This window comes from Clostridium beijerinckii (genome assembly GCF_008705175.1).
Classification (GTDB): domain Bacteria; phylum Bacillota; class Clostridia; order Clostridiales; family Clostridiaceae; genus Clostridium; species Clostridium beijerinckii.
Window position 1 is genome coordinate 675,016 of record NZ_CP043998.1, and the last position, 14,287, is coordinate 689,302.

13 protein-coding genes and 1 other annotated feature are annotated in these 14,287 nt (G+C 28.9%); of the genes, 9 read left to right on the forward strand and 4 right to left on the reverse strand.

All coding sequences use genetic code 11. The features are described from left to right. The first annotated feature begins 90 nt into the window (after nucleotides 1–90). From F3K33_RS03310 to F3K33_RS03335, 6 genes are all read left to right on the forward strand, one after another. Nucleotides 91–1,338: a magnesium transporter MgtE N-terminal domain-containing protein gene (locus F3K33_RS03310; RefSeq protein WP_023973672.1), complete on the forward strand. Its 1,248-nt coding sequence runs from the start codon at nucleotides 91–93 to the stop codon at nucleotides 1,336–1,338. A gap of 180 nt (nucleotides 1,339–1,518) precedes the next feature. Then, nucleotides 1,519–1,808, forward strand: a binding site (T-box leader). 100 nt (nucleotides 1,809–1,908) lie between these two features. Further along, nucleotides 1,909–2,820, forward strand: a complete 912-nt coding sequence (cysK, locus tag F3K33_RS03315; protein WP_011967925.1) for a cysteine synthase A — start codon at nucleotides 1,909–1,911, stop codon at nucleotides 2,818–2,820. A 140-nt stretch (nucleotides 2,821–2,960) separates the two neighbouring features. Further along, nucleotides 2,961–3,551, forward strand: coding sequence for a serine O-acetyltransferase EpsC (epsC, locus tag F3K33_RS03320; RefSeq protein WP_023973671.1), 591 nt, complete (start codon nucleotides 2,961–2,963; stop codon nucleotides 3,549–3,551). 524 nt (nucleotides 3,552–4,075) lie between these two features. Continuing rightward, nucleotides 4,076–4,780 (forward strand): lysophospholipid acyltransferase family protein, encoded by a 705-nt coding sequence (locus tag F3K33_RS03325; protein ID WP_023973670.1) that lies wholly within the window; start codon nucleotides 4,076–4,078, stop codon nucleotides 4,778–4,780. Nucleotides 4,781–4,796: 16 nt separating this feature from the next. Then, nucleotides 4,797–5,429, forward strand: a complete 633-nt coding sequence (gene nth / locus F3K33_RS03330; protein ID WP_023973669.1) for an endonuclease III — start codon at nucleotides 4,797–4,799, stop codon at nucleotides 5,427–5,429. A 155-nt stretch (nucleotides 5,430–5,584) separates the two neighbouring features. Continuing rightward, nucleotides 5,585–6,490, forward strand: a complete 906-nt coding sequence (locus F3K33_RS03335) for a D-alanine--D-alanine ligase (protein WP_023973668.1) — start codon at nucleotides 5,585–5,587, stop codon at nucleotides 6,488–6,490. A 167-nt stretch (nucleotides 6,491–6,657) separates the two neighbouring features. On the opposite strand, the gene F3K33_RS03340 is transcribed toward F3K33_RS03335, so the two are convergent. Together F3K33_RS03340 and F3K33_RS03345 are read right to left on the reverse strand one after the other, a co-directional pair. Continuing rightward, nucleotides 6,658–7,071: a Fur family transcriptional regulator gene (locus F3K33_RS03340; RefSeq protein WP_011967930.1), complete on the reverse strand. Its 414-nt coding sequence runs from the start codon at nucleotides 7,069–7,071 to the stop codon at nucleotides 6,658–6,660. Nucleotides 7,072–7,128: 57 nt separating this feature from the next. Further along, the gene (locus F3K33_RS03345; protein WP_011967931.1) at nucleotides 7,129–7,680 is read right to left on the reverse strand and encodes a manganese efflux pump MntP; all 552 of its coding nucleotides are present in this window, start codon (nucleotides 7,678–7,680) and stop codon (nucleotides 7,129–7,131) included. A gap of 188 nt (nucleotides 7,681–7,868) precedes the next feature. Between F3K33_RS03345 and F3K33_RS03350 the strand changes: the two genes are divergently transcribed. Continuing rightward, nucleotides 7,869–9,086, forward strand: coding sequence for a 6-phosphofructokinase (locus F3K33_RS03350; RefSeq protein WP_023973666.1), 1,218 nt, complete (start codon nucleotides 7,869–7,871; stop codon nucleotides 9,084–9,086). Between the two features lie 164 nt (nucleotides 9,087–9,250). On the opposite strand, the gene F3K33_RS03355 is transcribed toward F3K33_RS03350, so the two are convergent. Beyond that, nucleotides 9,251–10,555 carry an aminotransferase class V-fold PLP-dependent enzyme gene (locus tag F3K33_RS03355; protein WP_011967933.1) on the reverse strand — a complete coding sequence of 435 codons (1,305 nt, stop codon included), beginning with the start codon at nucleotides 10,553–10,555 and terminating at the stop codon, nucleotides 9,251–9,253. 164 nt (nucleotides 10,556–10,719) lie between these two features. Here F3K33_RS03355 and F3K33_RS03360 point away from each other — a divergent pair, with 164 nt between their 5' ends. Beyond that, the gene (locus F3K33_RS03360; RefSeq protein WP_039770294.1) at nucleotides 10,720–11,199 is read left to right on the forward strand and encodes a hypothetical protein; all 480 of its coding nucleotides are present in this window, start codon (nucleotides 10,720–10,722) and stop codon (nucleotides 11,197–11,199) included. A 110-nt stretch (nucleotides 11,200–11,309) separates the two neighbouring features. Here the strand turns inward: F3K33_RS03360 and F3K33_RS03365 are convergent, their stop codons facing one another. After that, complete coding sequence (locus tag F3K33_RS03365; RefSeq protein WP_017212506.1) at nucleotides 11,310–11,924, reverse strand: TetR/AcrR family transcriptional regulator; 615 nt, start codon at nucleotides 11,922–11,924, stop codon at nucleotides 11,310–11,312. Nucleotides 11,925–12,184: 260 nt separating this feature from the next. Between F3K33_RS03365 and abc-f the strand changes: the two genes are divergently transcribed. Then, nucleotides 12,185–14,104: a ribosomal protection-like ABC-F family protein gene (gene abc-f / locus F3K33_RS03370; protein WP_039770292.1), complete on the forward strand. Its 1,920-nt coding sequence runs from the start codon at nucleotides 12,185–12,187 to the stop codon at nucleotides 14,102–14,104. The last annotated feature ends 183 nt before the right edge of the window (nucleotides 14,105–14,287 follow it).

Genomic DNA, 14,287 nt, shown 5'->3' on the forward strand with positions numbered 1-14,287 from the left:
CTTAAAAGATATAAGTAGATGCAATTTAGTTACAATACTAATTTTACTTAAGGATTTTCTTTCTGCAGAAGTAGGGGGGAAATAATTAAGATGGAATTATCTATATTTCTATATACTAACATTCTAGATAAAAAAGTTTATGACGAGTTTGGAGATGTTTTAGGAACTCTAAGAGACATTTATGTGACTACGGAGGATGGATATCCTAGAATAATTGGGTATAAGCTTAAAAAGGACGGAGTAGCCTTTCATTATGAGTTTAGATATATAGAATTTTTAAATAGGGATGGTAAAATTAAGATCACAACAAGAGGAAGTAAAGAAATATTACCGATGAGGTACAGCTATCTTCTTTCAGAAAATCTATTAGATAAAAAGATAGTTGATATAAATGGAAAACAAGTTGTAAGGGTTAATGATTTGAGAATCGCAAAAATTGCAGGAGAATACAGAGTTATTGGAGTTGAAACAGGAAAATTAGCGAGATACAGAAGACTAAAAATAGCTGGTATTATGAAATTCATATACGGGATCATGAGAAAGAAGTTAGAAGATAAAGTTTTAAGATGGGATGATGTTGAATCCTTGGAAATGGTTGAAAATAATTTGAAATTATCCATACCATATAAAAAATTGTCAACTCTACATCCAGCGGACCTTGCAGATATATTAGAAAATCTAGATACAAACTCAAGAAAACAAGTGTTGGAATCGCTGGATGAGGATTTAGCAGCCGATACATTAGAGGAAATAGATTCAGAATATAAGGGGACAATAATTAAGGAATTATCTGACAGCAAAACTGTAGAAGTGCTAGAAAATATGCCTAATGATGAGATAGCTGATTTGTTAGATGATTTAGATGAAGAGGAAAGAGAAAAAATATTAGTGAATTTAGAAAAAGAAGATGCAGATGAAGTTAAGGAATTGTTGCAATATGAGGATGAAACTGTTGGTAGTATAATGAGTAAAGAATTTATATCTGTTAATCTAGATATTACAGTTGGAGATACTATTGAGATATTGAAAGAAACAAAACCAGATGAAGAAGTTATTTATTATATTTACATAACGGATGAAGAAGAACGTGTTCAAGGTGTGGTATCTTTAAGAGATTTAATAGTTAGTGATAGTGAGTTGAAGATAAGAGAAATAATGGACTATTCTGTATCACGTGTAAGGCATGATGATGAAATTAGCGAAGCTATAGAAGTTGCCTCAAAATATGATTTGAATTCAGTGCCAGTAGTAGATGAATACGAAAAATTAATTGGAATAGTAATTATTCATGATTTAATAGATGAATTTTTGTATCCACTCTGGAAGAAGAAAAATTAGAACATAAATTATTTGAATTTTTAATAAAAAGAATATTTTAGTTTTAGTATTTACCATCAGGAATACTTATTTTTATATATTTAAGAAAGTCAACACTTTTTAATTAAAACTTTAAAAAGTATTGACTTTTTTTTTAGAAAGAATATAATTATAATATAAAACCTATCAAAACACTAAGAATTAAAAACTATGAAAAAGAAAAGTAGCATAAAGGAAGTTTACAGAGAGAAAAGGATGCTGAGAACTTTTTATCTAGAATTTATGTGAAGTGCTCTTTGGAGTTGAAATTTGAAATTAATTATATTAAAAAATGGAGCGATAGTATATCCATTGATTTTTTGATATATTTTTTAGTATGATTTTCCGGGATCACCCGTTATAGTGATATGATATCTTAAGTATCAAAATTGAGAGGGATTAGTTATTTAATCCAATTAGAGTGGAACCGCGAAATTTACTTCGTCTCTATAATTTTTTATGGAGGATGAAGTTTTTTTATTATATTTAATATAAAAAGAATGTAAAAAGATATACTAAAATTAGTAGAAGTTTGAGGAGGAGAATAATAATATGGTTTATAATGGAGGATTAGAGTTAATAGGAAATACACCTATTTTAAAAATTAATAATTTAATTAAGGACGAAAATAGTGCAGATATATACGTAAAACTTGAAAAATTTAATCCGGGTGGAAGTGTTAAAGACAGAGCAGCGTTAGGAATGATCGAAAGAGCTGAGAAAGAAGGAGTATTAAAGCCAGGGGCAACAATAGTAGAGCCTACAAGCGGAAATACAGGAATAGCACTCGCACTTATAGGAAAATTGAAAGGTTATAGTGTAACAATAGTAATGCCAGAAACAATGAGTAAGGAAAGAAGAGATCTTATAAAAGCATACGGCGCAAATCTGATATTGACTGAAGGATCTAAGGGGATGAAGGGAGCTATAGAAAAGGCTCTAGAAATAGGAAGTGGAGAAGGATTTTTTATCCCTCAACAATTTGAAAATATAGCTAATCCAGAAAAGCACTATGAAACAACAGCAGAAGAAATATATAAAGACATTCCAGATTTAGATGCCTTTGTTGCAGGAGTTGGAAGTGGTGGAACTGTGATAGGAGTATCTAAAAATTTAAAAAAGAAGAATTCGGATATTAAAGCATTTGCAGTTGAACCAGCAAATTCACCAGTTTTAAGTGGTGGAAATCCAGGTGGTCATAAAATTCAAGGTATAGGGGCAGGATTTGTTCCAGGAGTTTATGATAAGGAATATGTAGATGAAATACTACAAGTAAGAGATGAAGATGCATTTAAAACAGCAAAAGCATTTGCTGAAAATGAAGGGGTATTGATTGGAATATCTTCAGGTGCAGCTGTATATGCAGCAATACAGGTTGCAAAAAGACTTGGAAAAGGTAAAAAGGTATTGGCTATTGCTCCAGATGGGGGAGAAAAGTATATATCTATGGGATTATATGATTAATTAATTTAACTATAAAAGTTTTATTAATCATCAGCAATTAACAGTGAAACAATTGATTTAACTTAAGATACTAATGAAGTTCTATTAATAATTGTATATGTGAAAAGCTCTACTGAAAACTATAGAAAGGAGAATAGGCTGTGTTTAAAAAATTAAATTACGATCTAGAAAGAGTTTTAAACGAAGATCCAGCAGCTAAAAGTAAACTGGAAGTATTATTATTGTACCCATGTATTCATGCACTAATATCATATAGAATCGCACATGCCCTATATTTAAAGAAATGGTTTTTCTTGGCGAGATTAATTTCCCAATTATCTAGGTTTTTTACAGGTATAGAAATTCATCCGGGAGCTAAGATAGGAAAAGGGTTGTTTATAGATCATGGAATGGGAGTAGTTATTGGTGAGACTGCAGAAGTTGGCGATAATGTTACGCTTTATCATGGTGTAACTCTAGGTGGTACAGGTAAGGATGTAGGGAAAAGGCATCCAACTATTGAGGATGATGTTTTAATAGGTACAGGTGCAAAGGTGCTTGGACCTATAACTGTAGGAAAGGGTGCTAAGATAGGAGCTAATGCTGTAGTTGTAAAGAATGTACCAGCAAGTGCAACAGCAATAGGAGTTCAGGCTAAAAATATTGTTAGAAATAGTGCAAGTGCAGCAATAATTGAAATTAGTGATTTAAAAGGACGCAAAAAGAAAATATTTAACGATATGGTTATTTAATGCTTTATAGTATTGGAATATATGAAGTACAATTAATATAAACTCGTATCTTGTATAGTTCAGTAGCATTTATTTATAGGAATTTTACTAAGTTAAGAGGTTTTACTAAATATTAAAATAGAGCATTTTTTATTAATTATTTTATTAAGAAATGTATCATAATCTGAAAATTAATAGATGCATTAATTAAACTTTAGACCAAGAAAGTTTAGTTAATGTATTTTTTATATTAAAATTCTGATAAAGTTAAATAAGTTATATTAATTTATCCTGGTCATAATTAAAATGCTTTTTGCAAATAAGTTATAATAATAAAAGAAGATATTAGTATAATTGGTGTTAAATCTTACAATAACCTTAATATTTTTGGTAATTGCATAGACATATGAAAGCATATATAATGTATATAAATAATAATCAATAATATATTATGCATGTAATACTTGTATAGAATTGAATAATTGTAATAAAATGTAATTAGTAGTATAATATAAAATGTGATTATTAAGAAAGGTTGGAGAAAAATGTTATCACCAGTTGCAATAAAATTAATAAGAATGATGCCAGAAGGAATAATTATAAAAATAGCAAAAAAAATAGTAGATAATTATATAAGAAAATATGCTAATATAACTGTTAATGGAGCAGATAATATAGATAAAGTAAAAAAACCAAGAATATTTGTATGTAATCACTTGAGTAATTCGGATGGATTAGTTTTATCAAAAATGCTAAAAGAGAAAAGTGATCCTCATTTTGTAATGGGAATAAAATTGTCAGAAGATCCAATAACGAAATTAGGAACTCAGATAGTGAAGAACATACCAATAAAGCCTAATTCTGCTGATAAGGAAGCTATTACAAGAGTTGTTAAAACTCTTAAAGAGGGAAATGATATTTTAATATTTCCTGAAGGTACTAGGAGTAGGACAGGTGCTATGATAGAAGGTAAAAAGGGAATTCTGTTATTTGCAAGGATGGCGAAAGCAGAAATAATTCCAATTGGTATGTCTGGAACAGATAAGTTATTACCTATAAGTAAAAGTGGTGATATGGGAGCAGAGAAATGGCAACATGCTGATGTTACTATAAATATAGGTGAAAAAATTGTATTTCCTGCTAAAGAAAAGGATGAAGACAAACATGAATATGATAATAAATGTATGGATATCCTAATGAGGAGTATAGCTAGTCTTTTACCTGAAAGTTATAGAGGAATTTATAAGTAAGGAGATTACAAAAGATATGAAAGCAAGGACAAAAAAAATTGTAGATATATTAAAAGAGACATATCCAGATGCAAAATGTGAATTGAATTATGAAACACCACTACAATTGCTGATAGCTACAATATTGTCTGCTCAAACAACAGATAAAAAAGTAAATGAGGTAACAAAAGATTTATTTAAGGATTATCCAGATTTAGATTCACTTTTAACATTAACGAATGAGGAACTTGAAAAACGGATAAAACAAATAGGTTTATATAGAAATAAATCTAAAAATTTAATACTTATGTTCAATCAACTTAAGGAAAAATTTAACGGAGAAGTCCCAAAGACAATGGAAGAAATAACTTCACTTGCTGGAGCGGGAAGAAAAACTGCTAATGTTGTTTTATCAAATGCCTTTAATGTACCATCTATTGCTGTAGATACACATGTTTTTAGAGTATCGAATAGATTAAAACTTGCAGATTCGGAAAATGTTTTAGAAGTTGAAAAACAATTACAAAAAGAACTACCAAAGAAAGAGTGGACTCTTATGCATCATCTACTTATATTTCATGGAAGAAGATGTTGTAGTGCTAGAAATCCTAAGTGTGGGGAATGTCCAATAAGGGATTTATGTAGTTATGATAATAAAACTAACAGATAAAAGAATAGTTATAAAATTTTCACGAACCACAATTAAGACAATTTATAGTCAAAGTGGTTCTTTTAATTGTGCTGTTAATTTAATAAAATAAAGATAAGTTAGAATGAATAAATTTAATTAACGGGAAATATTAATAAGTATTTTGGAGGTAATCTATGAAAATTGGAGTTATAATGGGTGGTATATCATCAGAAAGAGAGATATCATTGCAAAGTGGAAAATCTATAATTGAAAATATAAACAAGGAAAAGTATGAAGTGTTACCAATTGTAATAGATAAAAAAGAAGATATAATAAATAAATCTAAAGGGATAGATTTCGCACTTTTAGCTTTACATGGCCAATTTGGGGAGGATGGAACAGTTCAATCAGTGCTTCAAACACTAGGTATACCATATTCAGGGTGTGGACCTTTAAGTAGTGCTATGTGCATGGATAAAGACGTATCAAAATCCGTTTTAGAGGCAAATGGGATTAGAACTGCTTCTTGGATTAATTTAAGAAAAGGTGATAATATAGATTTCAATAAAATAAATGAATTAGGATATCCAGTTGTAGTAAAACCTACTCATGGTGGATCAAGTGTTGCAACATTTATAGTTAAAGAAGATAAGGAAATTGAAAACTGTGTTTCAGAAGCTTTTAAATGGGATAGTGAAGTTATGATAGAAAAATTTATAAAAGGTGATGAAATAACTTGTCCTGTATATAATAATAAAATGCTTCCAGTAATTGCAATTAAGCCTAAGGCTGAATTCTTTGACTTTACATCTAAATATCAAGATGGAGGGGCAGAAGAAATAGTGGTTGAGCTAGAAGCAGAGTTACACAAGGAAGTAGAAAAGATGGCGTTAGAAACTTATAAGGCACTTAAATGCGAAGTGTATTCTAGAGTTGATATGATAGTTACAGAGGAAGGTGTACCATACATTTTAGAAATAAATACTCTTCCAGGAATGACTAAAAATAGCCTAATTCCTAAAAGTGCAGCAGCTTTGAATATAGGATTTTCAGAACTAATAGATATGATCATACAGGATTCATTGAAAATAAGCAGATAGTATATGAAGTATAAAACTTTTTGAATATTTATAACATTAAAATTGAAAAACTACTTGTTTAAGAATACCTTAGACAAGTAGTTTTTATCATAATTTCTATTGAAAACAATCTGCAAATCTTCCTGTAAAACCTTTTAGAAAATATAACTTATATTAAGACAACTTAGTTATTGTTTTTTTTTGCAATCTTTACATACGCCCTTCATAACCAAGTCATGATCTGTTAAAGTGAAGCCAGTCGCATTTTGAACTAATTCCTGAATTTGAAGCATAGGGCAAGGAATTTCAACTTCTTTGTGACATATATCACATTCCAAATGATGCCTATGAGTTTTTCCTTTTAGCTTATATGAAAAGACTCCATCATTTAGAGTTATTTTTTCAATAATTTCTTTTTCTTCAAATAATTCTAAAGTTCTATAAACCGTGCTCAAATTTATATTTATATTATTGCTTTTATAAATCTGATATATTTTTTCAGCTGACAAACTGTTTTCAGAATTTTTTAATATACTTAGGATTTCTGTTCTTCCTTTAGTTATTTTAATTCCTTTATTTTTAAGAATTTCCTTTGGTTCCATTTTCATATCCCCTAACAGCTAAATATTAAATATATTATATCACATATATTTAATATCTTAAAAAAATATCATCTTAAAACCAAAAAATATAAGAGCTATCCCGCCAAAAAAGTTAGCATACGTTGTAACAAATTTTATTTTTTTAATATATCTACACATAAAAAATCCTACTGTACATGTAAATAAAGTGATTAATCCAATCAAAATTGAATCAACACAAAGTAGTAGATTGTATGAAATCTCATGAAATGCAGTGAATCCTATAACTAATGCATCTATACTAACGGATATTCCAAGTATTAAACAAGTAGTATTCTTTATTAAAATTTCAGTTTCTTTTTCCTTAAAGCCATCTATTATTATAAGAATTCCTACGATTGCCATAATTATTCCACCAGCAATGGAAGGTATACATGTAATATAAGTATCAAATAAATATCCTAAACTTCCACCTACATATGTAAATAAAAACTGAAAGAATGCAAATGATAATAAAAACTTTATTTTATGGATTCTATTAATTCTAGGATTTAGACCGATTCCTAATGTTACGCCAAAAGCATCCATGGCCAGTGCAATTCCTATTATTATAATATCGTACAAATTCATTTTCTCTTCCTCCTTTAAAATTAGACTTACTCTATAATAATTAAAGTTTTTTTAATATATGCAAAAATTTTAAAAAAAGTCTTTATTAAATCTTTTTTTTGTTGTATATTAATAAATAGTGTATTACTATTGGCTAAATAGTATAGCATATTTAACCAAATTAGTATAGCAAACAAGGAGGAAATTTCATGTCAAATTGTATAATAGCTCAATCTGGGGGGCCAACAGCAGTAATTAATTCAAGTGTAGTAGGACTTTTAAATGCTAATAAAGAACTAAAAACTTTTGAAAAAGTTTATGGAGGCCTAAATGGTATTGAGGGTATATTAAATAGAAATATAATTGATTTGTCATCAGTTTCAGAAAATGAAATAGATAATTTTAGATTTACTCCATCTTCAGGACTTGGATCTTGTAGGTATAAATTAAAAGATTTAGATTCTTGTAGTGAAGAATATGAAAGTTTAATAGAAATACTTAGAGAATATGATATAACGTCATTCTTTTATGTTGGTGGGAATGATTCTATGGATACCATAGCAAAGCTTTCACGATATGCAAAACAAAATGATATTGGAATAAGTTTTATAGGTATACCTAAAACTATTGATAATGATTTAAAATTCACTGATCATACTCCTGGCTTTGGCAGCGCAGCAAAATTCATTGGAACAACAGCGCTTGAGACATATTTAGATGCATCAGTTTACATAAACAACGGTATATTTATTTTAGAAACAATGGGAAGGGATACAGGATGGCTTGCAGCTTCTGCATGTATTGCAAAGCTTGATGGAAAACCAATTGCAGATTTTATATATCTTCCTGAAGCAGCTTTTGATAAAATTAAATTTTTAAATGATGTTAGGCAGAGATTTGAAGAACAAAATAAAGTGTATATAATTGTATCAGAAGGAATAAGAGATAAAGATGGAAGATTCATTTCTGAATTTGATTGTGTTTCTCAAGATAAATTTGGACACGTTCAATTAGGAGGTGTATCTGAATACTTAAGAAGGATAATTCTTGATGCTGGATTTACAACAAGAGTAAAAGCACTACAACTTGGGGTTCTTCAACGTTGTGCAATGCATTGTGCTTCAGACACTGATTTAACAGAAGCGTATAATGCTGGAAAGATGGCTTTACAATATGCTTCACAAGGAGAATCAGGGAAAATGGTTAGCATTAACAGGTTATCTAATGAGCCTTATGAAGTGAATTACCCATTAGTTAATGCAGAAGATGTAGCAAATAATGTTAAGTATTTCCCTATAGAATGGATTAATAAAGAAGGTAATTTTTTAACACCTGAAGCGTGCTCATATTTTGAGCCATTAATCAAAGATTCTCCTAATTTAGCTTTTGAGAGAAATCTTCCAAAATATAAGGTATTTAATCAATAGATAATAAGTATAAAATCATAAGCTTAGATGTTTTAATATTTAACTAAAAGAAGGATGTATATATGAAGAATTTCATTTATACATCCTATAAATTAATAGAATTTTCAATAGTATAATAAATTTTATTATACTATTTATTTTTAGCTCTAAATCAAGAAAATTTGTTATTTTATTTTTCGTAGAGAGATATCTTCTAATACATTTAAAAAGGTATCAACTTCTTCAATTGAATTATATAATGCAAAACTTACTCGTATCATTCCTAACATTTTTTTATCTGGATTATCAAGGAATTCTTTAGCTTCATCTTCACTTACGTTCATGAGCCTTCTACAATATGGATGGGAACAAAACCAACCATGTCGTACAGAAATTCCTTTCTTTTTAGCCAAGATATCAGCTACATCATGATGATACATATCCTCTATATTAAAGGTAGCAATTCCAAGTCTATCACTGATGTTTTCAGTATCTCCATAGTTTATAATTTTAGGGATTTTCTTAAGTCCTTCTATAGTGTGCTCTAAAAGAAGTCTTTCATGTTTTTCTATATAGTCGTATCCAATGGTATTAATAACTCGTAATGAATTAACTAAGCTCATTACACCCAAAAAATTTGGTGTTCCTGCTTCATTCTTCTCTGGTGGTGTAAGAAACTTAACCTCTCTATCCATTACTAATTCAACGGTTCCACCACCTAAATAATCTGGGTCTGCATCCATGAAATCCTCTTTTAATCCTATTATGACTCCTATACCAAAGGGAGAATAAATTTTGTGCGACGAAAATACTAAGAAATCAATTTGATCATCATCTGTATCCCCGCTAATATTAACTCTTGTGTGTGGTACAAGTTGTGCACCATCTACAATCAATTTGGCACCATATTTATGAACCAGTTTTGCTATAAAATGAATATGATTTATATAACCAGTTACATTAGAAGCTCCAGTAAGAGATACATATTTTATTTTACCATTGCTTTTCTTTAGTTTCTCTTCCAACTCTTCAAGTTTAAGTCTGCCTTGTTGATCTACTTCGATATAATCAACGTTACCTCTTTTTCGCCAAGGCAAATCATTTGAATGATGCTCCATTCTAGAGGTTAATACTATTTCGTCTGGAGTTTTAGTAAGAGTTTTTGCTAGTTTGTTTATACCTTCAGTTGTATTACTAACGTATATTACAACATATTTATCTTTATCTTTTACATTGAAAAAATCCAATAAAAAATTTTTAGATTCTTTATATAAATTGGTGGTTATTTCAGCTTTTTGACCTGTTCCTCGTCCTATAGAAGCATAAGTATTGCTCAATTGTTTTATATATTCAATACTTGACTTAATAGGCGGAGTTGTAGCTGCATTATCAAAATTTATTCCATCGATACAGTTTCCATCTGAATCACACACTTTTTCATCTAATCCAACAAATAAGTCTTTAATGTTTTCCTTATTTTCTATCTTCATATGCATCTCCTCCAATATATATATTATTCCTATAATATATTTATTGTTCGCTTAAGAGGGCTGTAAAATTCATATCTTTTTCTTTTCAGTTTGTACTATATATAATTGTTATGCATATTAATTAAGAGAAGCAAATATTATTTATTTATAGGAGGTAGTTTAAAATGAACCCTGATAAGAAGTATATGTCTCAAGTCAGCTCGAGTGATAACGATATTAGATTTGTTCCACCAGCATTTATGAGTACAAATATCTACGAAAAAGCTTCGTTTGGTATTGATGATAATAATCGTAATTTAGATTTATTTCCTTCCGAAACAGGCATGCCTGAATTATGTTATTATTCCGATAATCAAAATGAGGGAATTAGTAGTGGTCTCAATTTTAATAACATAGCTAATAATGAAATACCTACTACTTTTGATGCACTAAGAGGTCTTGATTCAGATTTAAATGAAGAAGATCTTGAAAGAAATAATTCTGATAATGATGTGAATAAAATTTATGCTAGAATTGAAAGAAGACATCCAGGAATATTCGCGACTCTCTATTCATATAGAATTCCTCGTCCGATAGTTAGAGTAATTATAAAAAGGTTGATAAAACTTACATTAGCATATTGCGATAAAAATAATAACTATTAATAACCAGTTTAACATACAAAAATATCTTGAAGATTTACAACTACTATAATGTAAAATCTTTAAGATATTTCTTTACATAGCTTTTAAAAATAGGTTTCAATATATATGAGTTACACGCTTATCATAGCTAAAATTTTTTTAAAAAGTATTGGTTTTATACTTTCGATATCTGTAGGTTCTTTCAATATTATAGTAGTAAAACATATGCTGCCAACTAATTCAAAAATCATAAATAATGTCATTTCAGCTTCTTCTTCATTCATTCCTGATTTAGTTAGGTTTTTTACAAAAATATCTAGAACTTTCTTTACATCATTATATGCTTCTGGTTTCATTATTGCCTTTCTATAAAGTCCCCATGAAATATTCTTATTAATTAGCTTCAACAGAGAAACATTATCTTTTAAATAATTTATTATATAATCAATAAAGAATAGTGTACGTTCTTTAAAATCTTTGCTTCCAAAAGCATTTGTTTTAGCTAATCCTTCTCGTATTATTTCATTACTTTTTTGAAGAATTAATTTATTTAAAATATCATATTTATCACTGAAATACAGATAAAAAGTCCCTTTTGCTACTTTTGCATTTTTAGTTATATCATCGATCGAAGTTTTTTCTATGCCATTTTTAAGAAATAAATCATATGCCGCTAAAAATAACTCTTCCTCTTTTAATTGTTTTTTATTCTGGGTAAGAGATTTGTTGTTATTCTTTAAAGTCATATTTTGCCTCCAAATTACGTGTTTAACTTATTATAAAGCAAATTAAATAATAATCCAAATTTTACGTAGAGATAATAAAAAATTATCAATTAACTCTTAATATAGTTAAATTGATATAACACCGATAAGATAGTATAATTTAGTAGAGAAAATTTAGTTAAACTATTAATCCATTATATATAGGATTTACGTTTTAATATTAAATTAAACCTTTATAGTTTAAATTCTGGATTTTCGTATGAAATACTGGAGGATAAAAAATGATTGTATTAAGTTGTAAAAATATATGTAAAAGTTATGGTATAAATACTATTTTAAAAGATGTAACATTTTCAATAAATGAAGGAGATAAGGTTGGTATAATTGGATCAAATGGAGAAGGAAAAACGACCTTATTTAAGATATTATCAAAAGAAATTACGCAAGATGATGGAGAAGTATTTATAGATAAAAATAAATCTTTGGGTTATCTTGCTCAACATTTAGCATTAGATTCATGCAAAACGATTTATGATGAAATGCTCATTGTTTTTGAAGATCTCCAAAGGTTAGAACGGAAGATTACAGAGTTAGAAGCTAAGATGAATGAACCGTATGATGAAAATAATGCTTCATATCATGAGAAAATTATAAAAGACTATGGAACTGCCCAAGATCTGTATCAAAACAGAGGTGGATATACATATAAGGGAGAAATATCTCGAGTTCTTAAGGGATTGGGATTTACTGAAGGTGACTTTGATAAACTAATTTCAACTTTAAGTGGAGGGCAGAAAACTAGAGTCGCACTTTGTAAGCTATTACTTTTAAATCCTGATATATTATTGCTTGATGAGCCTACAAATCATTTGGATTTGGAAGCAATTGAATGGCTTGAAGAATATTTAAAAACCTATAAAGGAACTGTAATTGTAATTTCCCATGATAGATTTTTCTTGGATTCTGTAACAACAGGAACATTTCAGGTTATAAATGGTCATGTGAATTGTTATAATGCTCCATATACAAAATCTTTAGAACTTATGAAGAAAGATTATGAGGCTAAATTAAAAGCTTATAATTTACAACAGACGGAAATAAAAAGACAAGAAGCAATAATAGAAAAATTTAGGTCATTCAATAGAGAGAAAAGTATAAAAGCAGCTGAAAGTAGAGAAAAGGCACTTGATAAAATGGAAATTGTAGATGCTCCTGATAAAGAAAAAACCGCATCGAAGATTAAATTTGAGGCTTCCGTTAAAAGTGGATATGATGTGCTTCATGTGGAAAAATTGGCTAAAAGCTATGGAGAAAAGAAATTATTCGATAATTTATCTTTTGATTTAAAAAGAGGAGAAAAGATTGCGTTAATAGGTGAAAATGGCCGGGGGAAAACCACACTTTTTAATATAATAATGGATAAAGTTAAAAGTGATTCAGGAGTTAAGGTTTTAGGAGTAAATGTTAATGTAGGATACTATGATCAGGAACAATCTAATCTTGATCCTAATAAGACAATATTAAATGAAGTATGGGATGACTTTCCAGAGTTAACTACAAGTGAACTTAGAGGATTTCTTGGATCATTTCTTTTTAGAGGCGATGATGTATTTAAAGAAATAAACAAGTTGAGCGGAGGAGAAAGATGTAGAATAAATCTACTAAAATTAATGTTATCTAAATCAAACTTACTTCTATTAGATGAACCTACAAATCATTTGGATATTCCTTCGAGAGAGGCTCTTGAAGAAGCAATTTTAAGCTATGATGGTACATTAATTGTAATTTCCCATGATAGATATTTTTTAAATAAAGTAATTAATAGAATATTGGAATTAGAAGAGCATGGAGTCAATGAATATCTTGGGAATTATAGCTACTATACTGAAAAAAAGAAGAATCCACAGAGATTTGAAACATATGAGGGGCTAGCATCTGGAAAGACAAAAACTCAATTAAATGAAGAAAAGAAAAAGAAAAAGGCTCTAGAGAAAGAAGCTAAGGCTAAGCAAAATGAAATTAAGAATATAGAAACTAATATAACTCAAAATGAAGAAGCTCTTGAAAAGTTACAGGAGGAACTTTGTAAAGAAGAAGTTTATTCTAATCCATCTGAAAGTGAGAGAGTAAATAAGGAAATTAAGAATCTTCAAGAAACTATTGAAAAATTATATGAACAATGGGAAGAGCTTTCTAGTTAGTTTAATGTGAGATAGACTAACAAGTTATAAAGAGAAAACTGGGAGAAAGACTATTAACATTATAAATAAAGGCATGTTTTGTGTATGGTGCAAATGTGAACTTAATTACAGTTTATTAGGTTTCATAAACTATGACAATGCATGCCTTTTATCAGGAAATTATATGTGTATTATATGCACATA

Excerpts from the sequence above, each read along its gene's own strand:
- abc-f (WP_039770292.1), top strand. The coding sequence starts at position 12,185 with ATGATTGTATTAAGTTGTAAAAATATATGTAAAAGTTATGGTATAAAT.
- F3K33_RS03365 (WP_017212506.1), bottom strand. The coding sequence starts at position 11,924 with ATGACTTTAAAGAATAACAACAAATCTCTTACCCAGAATAAAAAACAA.
- F3K33_RS03335 (WP_023973668.1), top strand. The coding sequence starts at position 5,585 with ATGAAAATTGGAGTTATAATGGGTGGTATATCATCAGAAAGAGAGATA.
- nth (WP_023973669.1), top strand. The coding sequence starts at position 4,797 with ATGAAAGCAAGGACAAAAAAAATTGTAGATATATTAAAAGAGACATAT.
- F3K33_RS03325 (WP_023973670.1), top strand. The coding sequence starts at position 4,076 with ATGTTATCACCAGTTGCAATAAAATTAATAAGAATGATGCCAGAAGGA.
- F3K33_RS03350 (WP_023973666.1), top strand. The coding sequence starts at position 7,869 with ATGTCAAATTGTATAATAGCTCAATCTGGGGGGCCAACAGCAGTAATT.
- cysK (WP_011967925.1), top strand. The coding sequence starts at position 1,909 with ATGGTTTATAATGGAGGATTAGAGTTAATAGGAAATACACCTATTTTA.
- F3K33_RS03360 (WP_039770294.1), top strand. The coding sequence starts at position 10,720 with ATGAACCCTGATAAGAAGTATATGTCTCAAGTCAGCTCGAGTGATAAC.
- F3K33_RS03345 (WP_011967931.1), bottom strand. The coding sequence starts at position 7,680 with ATGAATTTGTACGATATTATAATAATAGGAATTGCACTGGCCATGGAT.
- F3K33_RS03340 (WP_011967930.1), bottom strand. The coding sequence starts at position 7,071 with ATGGAACCAAAGGAAATTCTTAAAAATAAAGGAATTAAAATAACTAAA.
- F3K33_RS03355 (WP_011967933.1), bottom strand. The coding sequence starts at position 10,555 with ATGAAGATAGAAAATAAGGAAAACATTAAAGACTTATTTGTTGGATTA.
- F3K33_RS03310 (WP_023973672.1), top strand. The coding sequence starts at position 91 with ATGGAATTATCTATATTTCTATATACTAACATTCTAGATAAAAAAGTT.